The organism is Paraburkholderia sp. SARCC-3016, from assembly GCF_031119615.1.
In the GTDB taxonomy this organism is placed as follows: Bacteria; Pseudomonadota; Gammaproteobacteria; order Burkholderiales; family Burkholderiaceae; genus Paraburkholderia.
Map to the genome: position 1 here is coordinate 73,266 of NZ_JAVHZD010000002.1, position 16,683 is coordinate 89,948.

Genomic DNA, 16,683 nt, shown 5'->3' on the forward strand with positions numbered 1-16,683 from the left:
GCGGATACGAGTTCACGTTGACTCTCCTCACGCCGTCTGGCCCGAGCGCAATTGATCGCCGACCGGCAGCCGCCGCACGCGCGTGCCGGTCGCCGCGAAAATGGCGTTGGTCACGGCCGGAATCACCGCCGACGTGCCCGGTTCGCCGATGCCGCCCGGCGCTTCCTCGCTTTTCACGATGATCGTCTCGATGCGCGGCGCCTCGTCGATCCGCATCACGCGATAGTCGGTGAAATTCGTCTGTTCGACGCGGCCGTCCTTCAGCGTGATTTCGCCCCACAGCGTCGCGGTGATGCCGAAAATCGCGCCGCCCTCGATCTGTGCTTCGATCGTGTTCGGATTCACGACATGCCCGCAATCGACCACACAGACGATGCGCTCGACCCGCACCTCGCCGTCTTTCACGTCGACCTCGGCAACCACGCACAGGAAGCTGCCGAACGCGTTCATCACCGACACGCCGCGCCCTTTGCCTTTCGGCATCCCGGTGCCCCAGCCGGCCGCGCGCGCCGCGACGTCGAGCACATTGCGCGCGCGCGGCGTCTTGCCGAGCAGCGCGCGCCGGTATTCGACCGGGTCTGTTTTCGACTCGTGCGCGAGTTCATCGACGAAGCTCTCGACGACGAAGGTGCCGCGCGTCGGACCCACGCCGCGCCAGAATGCGGTTGGAATGCCGCGCGGCTCCTGGCGCACGTAGTCGATGCGCTGCGCCTGAACGTCGTACGGCAGCGTTGCCGCGACTTCGATCACGTCCGGATCGATGCCGTTCTTGAACCACTCCGGATACCAGCGCGCGACGATCGACGAGCCCGCGATGCGGTGCGTCCACGCGACGGGCTTGCCGTTCGAATCGAGTCCGGCGGCGATGCTATCGAGGTAGCACGGGCGGAACATGTCGTGCTGGATGTCTTCCTCGCGGCTCCACATCACCTTCACCGGCGCATCGACCTGCTTGCCGATCGCGACCGCCTGCCGGGCGACGTCCGATTCGAGCCGGCGCCCGAAGCCGCCGCCGATCAGGAAGTTGTGCACGACGATCCTGTCCGGCGGCAAACCCGTGACCTTGACCGCTTCATCGACGACACGCGTCGGCACCTGCGTGCCGATCCATACTTCGCACCGGTCGCCCGTCACATGGACCGTGCAGTTCATCGGCTCCATCGTTGCGTGCGCAAGGAACGGCTGCTGATAAACCGCGTCCATGTTTTTTGCCGCGCCCTTGAAGGCCGCATCGACGTCGCCGTCCTTGCGCGCGATCGCGCCGGGGCGTTGCGAGGCGCGCCGCAGATCGTCGAACAGCATCGCAGTGGTCAGATTCGCGTTGGCGCCTTCGTCCCAGTCGATCACGAGCGCGCTCGCGCCGCGCTTCGCGGCCCATGTGTGGTCGGCAACCACCGCCACCGCGTTGTCCAGCTTCACGATCTGCCGCACGCCGGGCTGCGCAAGCGCGACGCGACCGTCGACCTTCGCGAGCTTGCCGCCGATCACCGGGCAATTGACGACCATTGCAACGAGCATCCCGGGCTCGCGCACGTCGATGCCGAAGCGCGCGACGCCGTTCACTTTTTCCGGCGAATCGAGGCGCTTGTGCGCTGTGCCGATCAGCGTGAATGTCTGCGGCTTTTTCAGCGTGACGGTCTTGAGCAGATCGGCGCTGACGGGCAAGCCGGCCGCGCGCGACGCGCATTCGCCGTAGCCAAGCGTGCGGCCGCTCGCCGTATCCGTGATAACCGCATCGCGCGCGACGCAGGCGGCGGCATCGACCTGCCACTGTTGTGCCGCCGCATTGACGAGCAGCATGCGCGCCGCGGCGCCGGCCCGCCGCATCGGCTCCCATGTCGCGCGAATCGATAACGAGCCGCCCGTGGCCTGCTGACCGAGCAGCGGATCGGCATAAAGCCTGGCGTCCGGCGGCGCATGTTCGACCTTCACGCGATCGAGCGGCACGGCGAGTTCTTCGGCGATCAGCATTGGAATCGCCGTGTAGACACCCTGTCCCATCTCGACCTTGGAAATGACAAGCGCGATGGTGCCGTCCGGATCGATGCGAATAAATGCGTCGGGGGCGAACACGCCCGCTGGCGGCTGCAGCGAACCGTCGCCGGCAATCACGCTCGCGGAGGCTGGGGCGCCGTCGCTGCGCGCATCGAAGCTCACGCCGAGCAGCAAACCGCCGCCCGCCGCGACACCGACACTGAGCCCGGCACGCAAAAAATCACGCCGGCTGAAAGCGCGCTCCACGCTGTGCGGTGGAATGCGCATTTCACGCTCCCTTTGCGGCCTGTTTGATCGCAGCGCGAATCCGCACGTAGGTGCCGCAGCGGCAGATGTTGCCGGCCATCGCCATATCGATGTCGGCCTCGCTCGGCTGCGGATGCGCGGCGAGCAGCGCGGCGGCCGACATGATCTGACCGGACTGGCAGTAGCCGCACTGCACGACATCGAGATCGAGCCATGCCTGCTGGATCCTGCGGCCCGCCGGCGTACCGCCGATCGCCTCGATCGTCGTGACCTTGCGTGTGCCGACGGCTGCGATCGGCATCACGCACGAGCGCACTGGCTGTCCATCGAGATGGACCGTGCACGCGCCGCACTGTGCAATGCCGCAGCCAAACTTCGTGCCGGTCAGGCCGACGAGATCGCGCAGTACCCATAGGAGCGGCATTTCCGGCGTCGCATCGACCTGCTGGTCTTGTCCATTGACGTTGACGGTGAACATCGTAGCTCCCGCATTCCGTGAAGCGAGTTGCGTTGTGTTCGGGTGGCGCTCGCGCGGGGCGTGGCTACTGCGGGACGCGGCGCCGGCATCGACAATCAGGATCTTCTATCAACGCGGGCGCGGCGGTTTTCCGATTCGAACGGATTATTTCGCAATCCGTCATGAAGATGGAGGTCGCCGGTTCTGCACGTGTCGTTACGGCATCATAGGCGTGCGAAACGATATCGGCTAAAAGAAAATGCCTGCTTGCGCTGAGCGCATGCACGCGCTCAGCGCACGGTCATTTGGCGCTCTGCCGCTTGTGAACCGGCTCTTCGCTATAGAACTCGTGCTGTTCGGTCTCACTGAGGGCGTTCAGAATGCTCGTCGTCTTTTCGTTGATGAGATTCTCGACCGTATTCGTGATCGTGTTGCCATAGTGGCTGGCAAGCCGTTCGAGGTTGCGCTTCGTCGATATCCGGACAAAAACGGACAAGCGTTCGCTCCCTCCCCCGGGCCCTAGATGCCGCTGCCGGTACCTGCGCTGCTTTTCGGAGTTCGATAATCCCATTGCGTCATTTCCATTCCGTCTCGGGCCCGGTGCTTCCGGACACCTGGTTGCCGCTTCAATGGATATCGGCCACAACCAATCGGCATTTAGGGTGGGGCAAAAGTTATGCGGTAACCGCTGCGGCCCAAACCCGGCCCGGTGTTCCGGCGGAGCCGCCAGCGGAGCGGCTCTGCCTTGATCGGCGGGGCTTCGAGCGATCGCGGCGCGCGCCGCCGCGATTCGCATAAACGTTTGCGAGTTCGCCTTCCGGGGCCGGGACTATCGGGTCGTCACACGCCATCTTTATGTGATCCCTGTTCATATTCGAGCCCATTTCTTTCATTATTCATACAGACACGGTTCGATCAATGGGACTGGAACGCATGCATGAAACGCGGCGGCGAATCGTCCTTGCGATGCCTCATCTCGTCGTCGAAGAACGTCGAGAAGCGCGAAGCGGAGATCGCTTTGCCCAGATAGAAGCCCTGCGCGAGATCGATATGCGCGCGCCCGACCGCATGGAACTGGCTCACGCCTTCGACGCCGTCGACCACCACGGCCATGCTCAAACGCCGTCCCGCACTCGCCATCTCGTGCAACCGATGCGCGCGTGCGCCCTCTTCGAGGCCCATCACCTCGCGATCGACCTTCACGAAATCGCAGCCGGCTCGCGCGGCCGAGTCGAGCGCCGGCGATGCCGACCGCACATGCGACACGCCAACCCGGATCCTGTCGGTACGCAATTGCGCGACCGCGGATACCACATCCGATATGTCATCGATCGGCATCTGCAAAATGACATGGCTTTTTGCCGTCAGTCGATTCGCCATCCTGACGAGTCTCGCAATCGAGTCGGCCGAGTCGAGCATCGATGCCGGCACATCGACGATCAGATAGAGCGAATCGCTATGGTCTAACGTTTCTAGTTCGGTCGCGGCGGTCTCGAACACATAGTCGAGAATGCGTTCCGCAATCGGCGTGCGATCGAGCTGCTCCATATACCATTCGGCGCCGCGAATGCCATGCACCGAATTGCGCCAGCGCAGCATCACTTCGAGGCCCACACACTTCTGTGTGCGCGTGTAGAAGACCGGTTGATACTCGAGATGAAATTCGTTGCGCCGCAGTCCGCGCCGCGCGGCACGTGCAAGTGTCGCGCGCGGACTGAACCAGCGTGCGCGTGCGAGCATCGCGCTTGCGATAAGCGCGGCGATCAACGCGGCGCCAAGCAGGATCGCGATGCCGATGCGGATCACGAACCGCCAGTCGGTCGTGGGACCCGGCGAATCCGAGGCGCCGCCGCGAGCCGAGTCGGTGCTCGAATGCGCGTTATCGGTTGGGGCCGGTGCAGGAGTCGCGGGGCGTGCCGTCGAAGGCTGAATGAACGACGCGCCGATACCGCCGCTGACGGCGGTAGTCAGATTTTGCTGCGCGTTCGCATCGGGCGCGAGCGTGCCCGTCGCGGTTCGTTGCGCGGCCGGATCGAACGGCGCCGAGGTCTGTGCCTCGCCGCCATCATCGCTCGCCGCGATGTGCGTGAAACGACAGTTGACCGGTGCGTCGGCGTCGAGCGTCTGGTTCATGCCCATGCCACCGAGCGGCGCCGGCAAGCGAAGCACGGCGGGTCCTGCGCAATCGGTACCTGAAAACGCGCCGCCGGCGGAATCGTTTGCGTCTGCGGGCGCCGCTTGCGCCGACGCGACGAGCGCCGCTGCATAGGTCGCTTGCGCGAACATGCAGACAGCGAATACGCAGTACACCCCGATGTTTCTCGATCGCATAGTCGTGTGGTTAATGTTGCCGCACTTTCGTTTCATTCCTCGCGGAATGGCCCGCTTGCCCGGCTTCTAAAGGCCGTGCTTAACGGGCTAACGCGTTTGCGTCCGAATATGAGCGGCACTGGCCGCAACGCAAACGTGTGCGCTTACGGCAATGAACTGGCGTCGTGACTACGCAAACGAGGACCTCAAAAGCTTCGGATTATAAGGACGCTATTCATGCTGCATTTCGATTCGGTCACGCGGTAACCGGCGAACTGGTCAGCGAGCTGCGAGTGAGAGGGAGCAGAAAAAAGGCAGGCGACTTTATCGAAACGCTGCAGCCGGAAGAATCGCCGCTGACGACGGGCAATCAATCGTGCAATTGCGAGCTGCGTGTTCGTTTATTTTGTAGGGCGCAAGTCTACACCGCGCAGACGCTGGTGTGTAGACCGGCCGGTTACGCGCAAACCACGCGGCAAGCGCGCGATCTGCGCTGAGCGGTGCGCCAATTCCGCGTCAACCGACCGAAATCAGGTCTCGCTCCACATGCGCAACAGGTTGTGATAGCAACCAACGAGCGTACGCCGCGCGGCTTCGTCGCCGTTCGATGCATTGAGGCGCTGGATCGCGTTGTCCATGTCGAACAGCAGTGCGCGCTGCGTATCGTCGCGCACGAGGCTTTGCGCCCAGAAGAAGCTCGATACGCGCGCGCCGCGCGTAACCGGACGCACCTGGTGCAGGCTCGTGCCCGGATAGACGATTGCGTGGCCGGCCGGCAGCTTCACTTCCTGCAAGCCGAAAGTGTCTTCGATCAGCAGTTCGCCGCCATCGTATTCGTCGGGCGGCGTGAGGAAAAGCGTGATCGACACATCGGTGCGTACGCGCCGGCCGCTGCCCGGCACGAGCCGGATCGCGCCGTCGACGTGGCTGCCGAAATGCATGCCGCCTTCGTAACGGTTGAATAGCGGCGGATACACCTTGTTGGGCAGCACCGCGCTGATGAAAAGCTGGTTGCGCTCGAGCGACGCGACGATGCGATCGCCCATTTCGAGCGCGATTTGCGAGCCCTCAGCAATCTGCTGATTGTGCTTGACGGGCGCACCCTGATAGCCGGCGGTCGCACGGCCGTGCACCCATGAGTCGGTTGCCGCTTCGAGCTGCACGCGCATGGCGGCCGCCTCGGCAGGACTCAGAACGTCGGGAATGGAGACAATCATCGTTTGGCGCTTCCTGCATGGCCGCGCGCATGCCTGCTTGCAAGGCACGCACGCGCGCGGCGTTCGTGAGGGTTCGAAGACCCGCCCGCGGCGATCAATAGAAGCGATAGTTTAGCGTCGCGAGGAACGTACGGCCCAGAGCCGGCACCGCGCGGCCGCCATCGGACTGGATGATCGCATCGTAGTAGTGCTTGTTGGTCAGGTTGATCAGGTTCAGCTGGATGTCGTAGTGCTTCTGGTGGAACGCCGCCATCGCGTCCCAGCGCGTATAGCCAGGCACTTCGACGCGGTTGTTATTCGCCGCATAGCGCGGGCCCGTGTAAATCGGGCCGCCGCCGATTTCCCATTGCGGCGTGAACGCGTACGTCGTCCACAGCGTCAGCATGTTGCGCGGCGTGTTCGCCGGTGTATTGCCCTGCGTGCCGTCGCGCGCTTCGAGAATATCGCCGTCCATATACGTGTAGCCGCCGAACACCTGCCACTTGTTCGTGATGCGGCCCGCGACGCCGGCCTGATAGCCGCGCACGCGGATATTGCCGTCGAGCGTGTACGTGCCGTCCACATTCTGCGTGCGCGCGTTGGTCTGCTCGATGTTGAACAGCGACTGCGTGACCGACAGGCCGCCGCCGAGCAGATCCCACTTCGAGCCAATTTCATACGACTTGTTGTGCACGGGCGGCAGGTTCTGCTGGCCGTTCGTCAATGTCAACGCTTCGAGCGACGGGTCGAACGAAGTGCCGTACGACACGTAGTACGACTGCCAGTCGGTTGGCTGCCAGATCACGCCGCCGCGCACGCTCGTGAAGTAGTTCGTCTGCGTCGCATAGCCCGGCGCATTGATCGAGTTGTTGATCGACGCTTCGTAGCGGTCCCAGCGCACGCCGCCCACGACCTTCCAGTGCTCGCCGATCGACACCGTGTCGTTCGCATAGACGCCGATGCCGTTCGCACTCGATTCGGCGAGATTGCCGCGGGTGATCTGCAGGTTTCCCGGCGTCGGCACATATGCCGGATTGAGCAGCGGCACGATCGCGATCGTGTTGGACGGCAGCCCCGGCGTGGTCGCCGTGTAAGACTGATTGCTGTACGTCTCGTGACTGAGGTCGACGCCCACCAGCAGGTCATGCTTGATAAAGCCCGTCGCGAACTTCGTTTCGAGCTCGGTCGTGTTGTACAACGAATGATCGTTGATCACACGGTCCTTGCCCTGCATCTTCACGAACAGCTGCGACGGATCGAGCGTGGTGAAGTTGCCGTTGCTCAACGCCGTCGACGTCGCGAGCGGCCCGGTCAGCACCGCGGCCGGATTCGAGGCGCGCACGTCGGTACTGTAGTGGCTGTACTGCGTCTGGTTGCTCAGCGTGACGTTTTCGTTGAAGCGGTGCTTGATGCGCGCCGAGAACGTCTGCACGTCCTGAATCGTGCGGTCGTTGGTGAAGCCGTAAAACGTCGACGGGCCGACTACCGATGCCGGGTGACCATTCAGCGAGGGAATGCCGTAGTCGGGCTGATCGTTGTTGTGCTGGATCAGCGCACTCAGCGTGATTTCGGTCGGCGTGCCGATACCGAATTTCACTTCCGGCGCGACGCCGTAGTCTTTGCTCTTCATGACGTCACGCGTCGAACCGAGATCCTGGCCGAAGGCATTGATTCGGAATGCAGAGGTGTCGGTGATCGGCTGATCGAGGTCGACGGTCGTGCGATAGCGGTCATGCGTGCCCGCCTGCACCGATACGTCGGCGCGCGGCTTCAGGGTCGGCTGCTTGCTGACCTGGTTGATCACGCCACCCGTCGAGCCGCGGCCGAAATACAGCGACGACGGGCCGTACAGCACGTCGATCGATTCGAGGTTGAACGTGTCGCGATAGTACTGGCCGCGATCGCGGAAGCCGTCGAGATAGATGTCGGTACGCGCGGTAAAGCCGCGCAGGTTGATGTTGTTGCCGATCGTGCCGCCTTCGGCCGCCGCGATCGTGATGCCCGGCACGTTGCGCAGTGCGTCGGTGAACGAACTTGCGGCCTGCGACTGCAGCACGGCCTTCGGCACGACCACCGCTGCCTGCGGAATATCGCGCAACGCGGTCGGCACTTTCGCGCCGACACTCGAGATGTCAGGCTGGAAGTCGTTGCTGGTGTCGGCCTGGCCGGTCACCTTCACGGCAGGCAGGGTCGCGCCCGGCGCGGAGCTTCCGGCGCCGCCCGCAGCGCCGCTGTTTGCTGCGTCAGCAACTCCGGTTGCGGTCTGTGTTCCTGTTGCGGCCTGAGCGACCTGTATGGCTGAAGGCACGGCAGGCGCCGTGGGCGCGCTGGTGGTCTGGGCGTAAAGCGGCGTCGCGAAAATGGCCATGGCGGCCGCCGCGACTGGCGTCGTCTTGAACATCTGGTTCCCTGTCGTTGTCAATTAATTCTTATGAGCCGACAGGCACTACGCCGCCGGCGCACGCGAATAGGCGTGCGGGGACCGCCCCCATGCCGTGGCGCAGCATCGCGACCGGCTGGGGATTGCTTATTGTTGGCTAGAAACAGTTACAAATAAATGAGAATCGGTATCATTACACAAGCCGCGCTGCCGGGCAATCGTTGGCTGACAAGGGTGTAGCCGAAACGCATCAGTTAACAATTTGAAAGAATTCGAAACAAAAGCCGCAACGCGGAGCGATCGCGCGCCTGCATGTGGAAGCCCCGATCGCATCTAAATCCGCGTCTGGAAAAGAAAAAAGCGGCACCGAAGGTGCCGCCTTTCATGCTCATAACGTGAAATTTTCTACATGCGCAACGAGTGCCGCCGGGTCAGCGAACCTTTCCAGCTTTCCACGCTGAAAGCAACTGATCGTACTTGACCGTCTCGCCTTTTGGCTTTTCGTTGGCCAGCTTCTTCCACGGCGCATGCTGATCGGAAAGCCACTTCGACGGATCGCTTTCCGGGTTCAGTTCCGGCGCGCACGACTTCATTCCCGCGCGCTGCAAACGTGCAAGCACCTGGTCCATCTCTTTGGCGAGATTGTCCATTGCGGCCTGCGGCGTCTTCTCGCCGGCGACCGCGGTGCCGACGTTCTTCCACCACAACTGCGCCATCTTCGGATAGTCGGGCACGTTGTTGCCGGTCGGCGTCCATGCCACGCGCGCCGGGCTGCGATAGAACTCGATCAGGCCGCCGTACTTGTCGGCGTTCTTCGTGAAGTAATCGCTATGGATGTCCGAATCGCGAATAAACGTGAGACCGACGATCGACTTCTTCAGCGACACCGTCTTCGACGTCACGAACTGCGCGTAGAGCCATGCGGCCGCGCGCTGGTTGGCCGGCGTCGACTTGAAGAAGGTCCACGAGCCGACGTCCTGGTAGCCGTTCTGCATGCCGTCCTTCCAGTACGCGCCGTGCGGCGACGGCGCCATGCGCCACTTCGGCGTGCCGTCCGGGTTCGTCACGTTGCCGGGCTTGAGCATCGACGCCGTGAACGCCGTGTACCAGAACACCTGCTGCGCGATGTGACCTTGCGCCGGTACCGGACCCGCTTCGCTGAACGTCATGCCCGACGCCTCGGGCGGTGCGTATTTCTTCAACCAGTCGATATACTTCGTCGTCGCATACACCGCGGCAGGGCTATTCGTGCCGCCGCCGCGCGACACCGACGCGCCGACCGGATGACAGCCGTCCGGCGTCACGCGAATGCCCCATTCGTCGACGGGCATGCCGTTCGGAATGCCCTTATCCGCTTCGCCTGCCATCGAGAGCCATGCATCGGTAAAGCGCCAGCCGAGCGATGGATCTTTCTTGCCGTAGTCCATGTGGCCATAGACTTTTTCGCCGTCGATGTTTTTCACGTCGTTCGTAAAGAACTCGGCGATATCTTCATAGGCCGACCAGTTCACCGGCACGCCCAGGTCGTAACCGTACTTCGCCTTGAATTTGTCCTGCAGATCCTTGCGCGCGAACCAGTCGGCACGGAACCAGTACAGATTCGCGAACTGCTGGTCCGGCAACTGGTAAAGCTTCTTGTCCGGCGCGGTCGTAAAGCTCGTGCCGATGAAGTCCTTGATGTCGAGCCCCGGATTCGTGTACGGCTTGCCCTCACCGCTCATATAGTCGGACAGCGGCATGATCACGCCGTAGCGATAGTGCGTGCCGATCAGGTCCGAATCGGAAATCCAGCCGTCGTAGATGCTTTGTCCCGACTGCATCGACGTCTGCAGCTTTTCGACAACGTCGCCTTCCTGAATCACGTCGTGCTTGACCTGAATACCGGTGATTTCGGTAAATGCCTTGGCGAGCGTCTTCGATTCATACACGTGCGTATCGATTGTTTCGGATACCACATGGATTTCCTTCACGCCCTGCGACTTCAGTTTCGCGGACGCGTCGATAAACCACTTCATCTCGTCCATCTGCTGCTGTTTGCTGAGCGTGCTGGGCTGGAACTCGCTATCGACCCATTTCTGCGCCTCGGGCATGCCCGCCACCGCGGCATGGTTCGCGAAAGCGCCTGCAACGACGCCTGCGACCGCGAGCGTGACGATCCGTCTCCTGTGTTGCATGGTCTTCTCCTGTGTCTCCACACCCCTTGGATCATCCGCCGGCGGCCGCTCGGGGCATCAACGGAACCGGTCTCTTCTAACCTTGTTCGTTCGCGTACGGTGCGGCGTCATCCTTTCCACATCACGATCAGCAGCACGACGGCCGAGGCGGCCACGCCGGGCCACACGTTCGCGCCCTCGCTCGTCACCGCGAGCCAGCCGAGATTCACGTAAGCGGCCGCGAGCAGACCGATAAAGAGCCGATCGCCGCGCGTCGTCGATATCGGCAGGAAGCCTTTGCGTTCGACGGTCGGTGCACGCAGCTCCCAGACCGTCATGCCGGCCAGCATGACGACGACGCACGCAAAGAAGATCGCGACTTCCGGTGTCCAGTACATCCATCTGAGCATCACACTCTCCCCATTGCAAAGCCCTTCGCGATGTAGTTGCGCACGAAATAGATGACGAGCGCGCCGGGCACGATCGTCAGCACGCCGGCCGCCGACAGCACGCCCCAGTCCATGCCGGCCGCCGACACGGTCCGCGTCATCACGGCGGCGATCGGTTTCGCGTTGACGGTCGTCAACGTTCGCGCGAGCAGCAGTTCGACCCAACTGAACATGAAGCAGAAAAACGCCGTCACGCCGACGCCCGACTTGATCAGCGGCAGAAAGATTTTCACGAAGAACGCGGGGAACGAATAACCGTCGATATACGCGGTCTCGTCGATTTCGCGCGACACGCCCGACATGAAGCCCTCGAGAATCCACACGGCAAGCGGCACATTGAACAGCATGTGCGCGAGCGCGACTGCGAGATATGTGTCCTGCAAGCCGATGCTCGAATAGAGCTGGAAAAACGGCAGCAGGAACACCGCGGGCGGCGTCATACGATTCGTCAGCAGCCAGAAAAACATGTGCTTGTCGCCGAGAAAACGGTAGCGCGAAAACGCGTATGCGGCCGGCAATGCGACGAGCACCGAAAACACCGTGTTCATCGCCACGTAGATGATCGAGTTGATATACCCCCAGTACCACGACGGGTCGGTGAAGATCACCTTGAAGTTGTCGAACGTGACGTGCTGCGGCAGCAGCGCGAACGCCGACATCGTTTCCTCGTTCGTGCGCAACGCGATCGACAGCATCCAGTAGAGCGGGATCAGCGCGAACAGGATGTAGACGATCAGTACGACTGCGCGAATCCAGCGGCGCCGGCCGGTCCGGTCATGCATGATCGGCTCCTTGCGCGGCCGGTCCGCCTTTGCCGACGCGGCTCATCCAGTTGTACAGAATGAAGCACAGCAGCAGGATGATCAGGAAGTAGATCAGCGAAAACGCGGCCGCCGGGCCGAGGTCGAACTGGCCGACCGCTTTTTGCGTCAGATACTGGCTCAGGAAGGTGGTTGAATCGCCGGGGCCGCCGCCCGTCAGCACGAACGGCTCGGTATAGATCATGAAGCTGTCCATGAAACGCAGCAGCACGGCAATCATCAGCACGCCGCGCATTTTCGGCAGCTCGATATAGCGGAACACGGCGAAGCGGCTCGCACCGTCGATCTCCGCAGCCTGATAGAACGCGTCGGGAATCGCACGCAAACCCGCATAGCAGAGCAGCGCGACCAGCGGCGTCCAATGCCAGATGTCCATCACGAGCACCGTGATCCAGGCGTCGGTCGGGCTTGCCGTGTAGTTGTAGTCGAAGCCGATGCGATTGAGACCGTAGCCGAGCAGGCCGATATCGGGGCGCCCGAAGATCTGCCAGATCGTGCCGACGACGTTCCATGGAATCAGCAGCGGCATCGCCAGCACGACGAGCGCGGCCGACGCGCGCCAGCCCGATGCGGGCATCGCAAGCGCAAGGCCGACGCCAAGAGGAATCTCGAACAGCAGCACGCACGCGGAAAAGATGATCTGCCGCCCGAGCGCGCCACGCAGATCGGGGTCCGTCATGATGTTGCGGAACCACTCGGTGCCGACGAATACATGCTGCGTGGGGCTGATGATGTCCTGCACCGAATAGTTGACCACCGTCATCAGCGGCAGGATCGCGGAAAACGCGACGCACAGAAACACCGGCACCACGAGGAGCCACGCCTTCTGGTTGATGGGTTTGTTCATCGTTCGGTCCTTTCGGCGACCTTCACGGGAATACGTTCGTCGTTGCTGAAGAACACCGTTTCGGCAGCGACGAGCTTCAACCACACCGCGCCGCCGTCCGGCACGCTAAGATGCGGCTCGAGCTTCGCGTTGAACAAGTGGCCGTCGCATTGCGCGCTGACGAGCTGATAGTTGCCCAGCTGTTGCGCGCGCAACAATTGGGCACGCACGGCGCCGCGCTCGCCTTCGTGCGCGAGGCGCACGAATTCCGGCCGGATGCCGAGCTTGAGCGGGCCGGCCGCCTGCTTCAAGGCGGATAGCGTGTCGGCGTCGAGCGCGATACGTTGCGCGCCGAGCCTGATGCCGTCGGCATCGGGTTCGACCGGGCACAGGTTCATGCCGGGGCTGCCGATGAAGTACCCGACGAACGCGTGATCGGGCCGCAGAAACAGCGCTTCCGGGCCGCCTTGCTGCACCACGCGGCCATTGGTCATGACCACCACTTCGTCGGCGAACGTCAACGCTTCGACCTGATCGTGCGTGACGTAGATCAGCGTGAGCTTCAGTTGCTGGTGAATCTTTTTCAGCTGGCGCCGCAGCATCCACTTCATGTGCGGATCGATCACCGTCAGCGGTTCGTCGAACAGGATCGCCGCGACGTCCTGGCGCACGAGCCCGCGGCCCAGCGAGATCTTCTGTTTCGCGTCGGCCGCCAGATTGCTCGCCTTGCGCGGCAGCTCGCGTGTCATATCGAGAATCTCGGCCACTTCGTGCACGCGCTTTTTCACTTCGCTTGCGGCGATGTGGCGATTGCGCAGCGGGAACGCGAGATTGTCGAATACGCTCATCGTGTCGTAGATCACCGGGAACTGGAACACCTGTGCGATGTTCCGCTCGCGCGGGCTTTGCGCGGTCACGTCGCGCCCGTCGAACAGCACTTTTCCTTCGGATGGCGCAACGAGCCCCGAGACGATATTGAGCAGCGTCGTCTTTCCGCATCCCGATGGTCCGAGCAGCGCATAGGCGCCGCCGTCTTCCCACGCCATGCTCATCGGCTGCAGCGCATAGTCGTCGAGCGTCGCGGGATTCGGCCGGTACGCATGCGCGAGATTTTCGAACTCAATGCGCGCCATGCAAAGCCTCCGGGCTCGAGACGAGCCTCGTGTCCGCGCCGAATACGAACAGTTCGTCAGGGTCGACAAAGACGTCGAGCTGCGTGCCGAGGTCGATCTGATGAACGCCTTGCAACTGGGCGATCAGATTGATGCCGCCGCTCAGCGTATGCAGATGCAGATAGGTTTCCGAGCCGCTCAGCTCCGCGAGTTCGAGCCTGCAACGCACGGGCAAGGCCTGCGGGCGGTTCGGCACGAGCCGCAGATGCCCGGGGCGAATGCCGATGCGGCATGTGCCGTTGGCAAGACCCGCTGCGTCCCGGCTGTTCGCGCCGTTCGCCTCCATCGCGCCGTTGCTCGCGTGCGCCGTCCGCTGCGCGCCGCGCACCGGCACTTCGATGCCGATCGGCAAGCGCGCGCTGCCGCTTGCGGTCAGCTCGCTCGTCAGCATGTTCATTGGCGGGTCGTTGAATACCGCGGCCGCATCGACGCTCGCCGGCGCGTTGTACACGTCGAGCGTCGGACCGAACTGCAACACACGGCCCTTGTCGACGATTGCCGTATAGCCACCGAGCAGCAACGCTTCGAGCGGCTCGGTCGTTGCATAGACAACGGTCGTGTTGCCGTCGCTGAAAAGCGTGGTCAGTTCTTCGCGCAACTCTTCGCGCAGCTTGTAGTCGAGATTGACGAGCGGTTCGTCGAGCAACACGAGCGAGCTGCGTTTGACGAGCGCTCGCGCCAGCGCGCAGCGCTGCTGCTGACCACCCGACAATTGGCCGGGACGCCGCTCGAGCAGATGTTCGATATGGAGTTTTGCCGCGACCTCGAGCACCCGTCGGCGAATTTCCGCCGCGTCGACGCGCTGCAGCTTCAGCGGCGACGCGATGTTCTCGTACACGGTCATGGCCGGGTAATTGATGAACCGCTGGTAAACCATCGCGAGATTGCGCTCGCGCACGCTGACGCCGGTCACGTCCTTCCCGTCGACGAGCACACGCCCCGAAGTGGGCCGGTCAAGGCCGGCCATCACGCGCATCAGCGTGGTCTTCCCCGCCTGGGTCGGGCCGAGCAGCACGTTGATCGCGCCCGGCACGAGTCGCAAGTCGATGCTGTACAGATACGTCAGCCCGCCCGCCACGACGGTGACCTGCTCCAGTTCCAAGACCAAATCGCTCTCCTTTTTTAATGCTTCTAGGGCGCAGCTTTCGTCGTACCGACCGACCGGTCCAATGTTCAAAAATGAAATCAAAACAACATAGAGAATGTCCCTTTTGTTCGTTTACGTTTAAATCGGGGTTAACCATACACATTAAAAACGGATATCAAACGTATGTCTTACGCATTGTCGATTTCACTCTTTTATATGAAAGCAGATGGCAGGCAGGAAAGAATGACGCAACGCAGCACATTGACGTTTGCCCGCAGTCCGGGCGACGACACACGCAAAAGCAGAAGTGGAAATAACAAGGCCCGCCGAAGCGGGCCTTGGCAGATGCGACGGAATCGCGCGAGCCCGGCTCAGCCGATCAGCCCACGCTGCGCAAGGCTGCGATAAAGCGCGCGCACACCGAAGGTCCACGGCTCGATTTCCGTGCACAGCCGAACGGTATTGACGAGCGCGCCGAGACTCGGCGCCGAGATCGTCACGACGTCGCGGAGGTGATGCGTAAAGCCGCCGCCGGGGGCATCGCGGTCCTTGATCGGCGAGAACATCGTGCCGAGAAACAGCATGAAGCCGTCCGGGTATTGATGATGCGCGCCGCACGTCTGCGCGACGAGATCGGCGGGATCGCGCGAAATCTCGGTCATATGGCTCACGCCGTCGAGTTCGAAGCCGTCGTCCGCGCCTTCGACGCGCAGCGACACGCTCGCCTCGCGCACCGCATCGAGCGTGAAGCGCTCATCGAACAGACGCACGAACGGTCCGATCGCACATGAGCCGTTGTTGTCCTTGCATTTGCTGAGCAGCAGCGCCGAGCGCCCTTCGATATCGCGCAGATTGACGTCGTTGCCCAGCGTCGCGCCGACGATGCGCCCCACGCCGTTGACGGCAAGCACGATCTCAGGTTCCGGATTGTTCCACACCGACACGGGCAAAAGGCCGATATCCGCGCCGAAGCCGACCGACGACATCGGCTGCGATTTCGAAAACACTTCTGCATCGGGCCCGATGCCGACCTCCATGTATTGGGACCATGCGCCGCGACGCTCGAGTTCGGCCTTCAGCCGCATCGCCGCATCTGAACCGGGCTCGATTTTCGACAGGTCGGTGCCGATCAGCGCCGTGATCGTCGCGCGCACTTCCCTCGCTTTCGACGGATCGCCGCCCGCCTGCTCTTCGATCACGCGCTCGAGCAGACTGACCGCGAAGGTCACGCCGGCTGCCTTGATCGCCTGCACGTCGCAAGGCGCGAGCAGGCGCGGCATTGCGGCATCGGTGCGCGCCGCGAGCGCCGCATCGATCAGCGCGGCGACCGGACCGAGTGCATCGCCTTGCGCGTTGCGCGCGACATCGACCGCATCGTCGCGATCGAAAAGATCGGCGGTAGTCGGCACCGTTTTCGTGATGTCGAACACCTCGCCGCCGCGCACGGCGACCACGCATGGCCCTTCGTGCGCGCCATCGCGGCGCCAGACGCGGCCGATCAGCAAGGCTTGTTCGAGATCTTCAGGTAGACAGGCGGATGCGGAAATCTTTTGCATGGGCGTGTTGGATCCGGCTTGTAGGGAGCCCTATC

Annotated in this window: 14 protein-coding genes; 1 reads left to right on the forward strand and 13 read right to left on the reverse strand. The window is 62.7% G+C overall.

Going from position 1 to position 16,683, the window contains the following annotated elements:
• Nucleotides 1-27: 27 nt before the first annotated feature.
• From QYH69_RS02790 to QYH69_RS02805, 4 genes are all read right to left on the reverse strand, one after another.
• Complete coding sequence (locus QYH69_RS02790) at nucleotides 28-2,262, reverse strand: xanthine dehydrogenase family protein molybdopterin-binding subunit (protein WP_308830397.1); 2,235 nt, start codon at nucleotides 2,260-2,262, stop codon at nucleotides 28-30.
• 1 nt (nucleotide 2,263) lies between these two features.
• Nucleotides 2,264-2,719, reverse strand: a complete 456-nt coding sequence (locus QYH69_RS02795; protein WP_308830398.1) for a 2Fe-2S iron-sulfur cluster-binding protein — start codon at nucleotides 2,717-2,719, stop codon at nucleotides 2,264-2,266.
• 280 nt (nucleotides 2,720-2,999) lie between these two features.
• Complete coding sequence (locus tag QYH69_RS02800) at nucleotides 3,000-3,194, reverse strand: hypothetical protein (protein ID WP_308830399.1); 195 nt, start codon at nucleotides 3,192-3,194, stop codon at nucleotides 3,000-3,002.
• 419 nt (nucleotides 3,195-3,613) lie between these two features.
• Entirely contained in the window at nucleotides 3,614-5,029 is a 1,416-nt protein-coding gene (locus QYH69_RS02805; protein WP_308830400.1) for an EAL domain-containing protein, read from the reverse strand.
• A 164-nt stretch (nucleotides 5,030-5,193) separates the two neighbouring features.
• On the opposite strand from QYH69_RS02805, the gene QYH69_RS02810 reads away from it, so the two are divergent.
• Nucleotides 5,194-5,505, forward strand: a complete 312-nt coding sequence (locus QYH69_RS02810) for a hypothetical protein (protein ID WP_308830401.1) — start codon at nucleotides 5,194-5,196, stop codon at nucleotides 5,503-5,505.
• 33 nt (nucleotides 5,506-5,538) lie between these two features.
• Here the strand turns inward: QYH69_RS02810 and QYH69_RS02815 are convergent, their stop codons facing one another.
• The 9 genes from QYH69_RS02815 to QYH69_RS02855 form a co-directional block, all read right to left on the reverse strand.
• Nucleotides 5,539-6,225 (reverse strand): Fe2+-dependent dioxygenase, encoded by a 687-nt coding sequence (locus QYH69_RS02815; protein ID WP_308830402.1) that lies wholly within the window; start codon nucleotides 6,223-6,225, stop codon nucleotides 5,539-5,541.
• 94 nt (nucleotides 6,226-6,319) lie between these two features.
• Nucleotides 6,320-8,605: a TonB-dependent siderophore receptor gene (locus QYH69_RS02820; RefSeq protein WP_308830403.1), complete on the reverse strand. Its 2,286-nt coding sequence runs from the start codon at nucleotides 8,603-8,605 to the stop codon at nucleotides 6,320-6,322.
• 410 nt (nucleotides 8,606-9,015) lie between these two features.
• Nucleotides 9,016-10,758 (reverse strand): ABC transporter substrate-binding protein, encoded by a 1,743-nt coding sequence (locus tag QYH69_RS02825; protein WP_308830404.1) that lies wholly within the window; start codon nucleotides 10,756-10,758, stop codon nucleotides 9,016-9,018.
• Between the two features lie 107 nt (nucleotides 10,759-10,865).
• On the reverse strand, nucleotides 10,866-11,147 hold the full coding sequence (locus QYH69_RS02830; RefSeq protein ID WP_308830405.1) for a DUF2160 domain-containing protein: 282 nt from the start codon (nucleotides 11,145-11,147) through the stop codon (nucleotides 10,866-10,868).
• On the reverse strand, nucleotides 11,147-11,968 hold the full coding sequence (locus QYH69_RS02835; RefSeq protein WP_308830406.1) for a carbohydrate ABC transporter permease: 822 nt from the start codon (nucleotides 11,966-11,968) through the stop codon (nucleotides 11,147-11,149). Before QYH69_RS02835 ends, QYH69_RS02830 begins: the two co-directional genes overlap by 1 nt.
• Entirely contained in the window at nucleotides 11,961-12,854 is an 894-nt protein-coding gene (locus QYH69_RS02840; protein ID WP_075160813.1) for a carbohydrate ABC transporter permease, read from the reverse strand. Before QYH69_RS02840 ends, QYH69_RS02835 begins: the two co-directional genes overlap by 8 nt.
• Nucleotides 12,851-13,966: an ABC transporter ATP-binding protein gene (locus QYH69_RS02845; protein ID WP_308830407.1), complete on the reverse strand. Its 1,116-nt coding sequence runs from the start codon at nucleotides 13,964-13,966 to the stop codon at nucleotides 12,851-12,853. The genes QYH69_RS02840 and QYH69_RS02845 overlap by 4 nt, the downstream gene beginning before the upstream one ends.
• Complete coding sequence (locus QYH69_RS02850) at nucleotides 13,953-15,113, reverse strand: ABC transporter ATP-binding protein (protein WP_308830408.1); 1,161 nt, start codon at nucleotides 15,111-15,113, stop codon at nucleotides 13,953-13,955. The genes QYH69_RS02845 and QYH69_RS02850 overlap by 14 nt, the downstream gene beginning before the upstream one ends.
• Nucleotides 15,114-15,463: 350 nt before the next feature.
• Nucleotides 15,464-16,648 (reverse strand): fumarylacetoacetate hydrolase family protein, encoded by a 1,185-nt coding sequence (locus QYH69_RS02855; protein WP_308830409.1) that lies wholly within the window; start codon nucleotides 16,646-16,648, stop codon nucleotides 15,464-15,466.
• Between the last annotated feature and the right edge of the window lie 35 nt (nucleotides 16,649-16,683).

Bases quoted from the DNA above. Each gene is read 5' to 3' on its own strand.
- QYH69_RS02790 (WP_308830397.1), bottom strand. From the start codon at position 2,262: ATGCGCATTCCACCGCACAGCGTGGAGCGCGCTTTCAGCCGGCGTGAT.
- QYH69_RS02795 (WP_308830398.1), bottom strand. From the start codon at position 2,719: ATGTTCACCGTCAACGTCAATGGACAAGACCAGCAGGTCGATGCGACG.
- QYH69_RS02805 (WP_308830400.1), bottom strand. From the start codon at position 5,029: ATGCGATCGAGAAACATCGGGGTGTACTGCGTATTCGCTGTCTGCATG.
- QYH69_RS02815 (WP_308830402.1), bottom strand. From the start codon at position 6,225: ATGATTGTCTCCATTCCCGACGTTCTGAGTCCTGCCGAGGCGGCCGCC.
- QYH69_RS02820 (WP_308830403.1), bottom strand. From the start codon at position 8,605: ATGTTCAAGACGACGCCAGTCGCGGCGGCCGCCATGGCCATTTTCGCG.
- QYH69_RS02825 (WP_308830404.1), bottom strand. From the start codon at position 10,758: ATGCAACACAGGAGACGGATCGTCACGCTCGCGGTCGCAGGCGTCGTT.
- QYH69_RS02830 (WP_308830405.1), bottom strand. From the start codon at position 11,147: ATGCTCAGATGGATGTACTGGACACCGGAAGTCGCGATCTTCTTTGCG.
- QYH69_RS02835 (WP_308830406.1), bottom strand. From the start codon at position 11,968: ATGCATGACCGGACCGGCCGGCGCCGCTGGATTCGCGCAGTCGTACTG.
- QYH69_RS02840 (WP_075160813.1), bottom strand. From the start codon at position 12,854: ATGAACAAACCCATCAACCAGAAGGCGTGGCTCCTCGTGGTGCCGGTG.
- QYH69_RS02845 (WP_308830407.1), bottom strand. From the start codon at position 13,966: ATGGCGCGCATTGAGTTCGAAAATCTCGCGCATGCGTACCGGCCGAAT.
- QYH69_RS02855 (WP_308830409.1), bottom strand. From the start codon at position 16,648: ATGCAAAAGATTTCCGCATCCGCCTGTCTACCTGAAGATCTCGAACAA.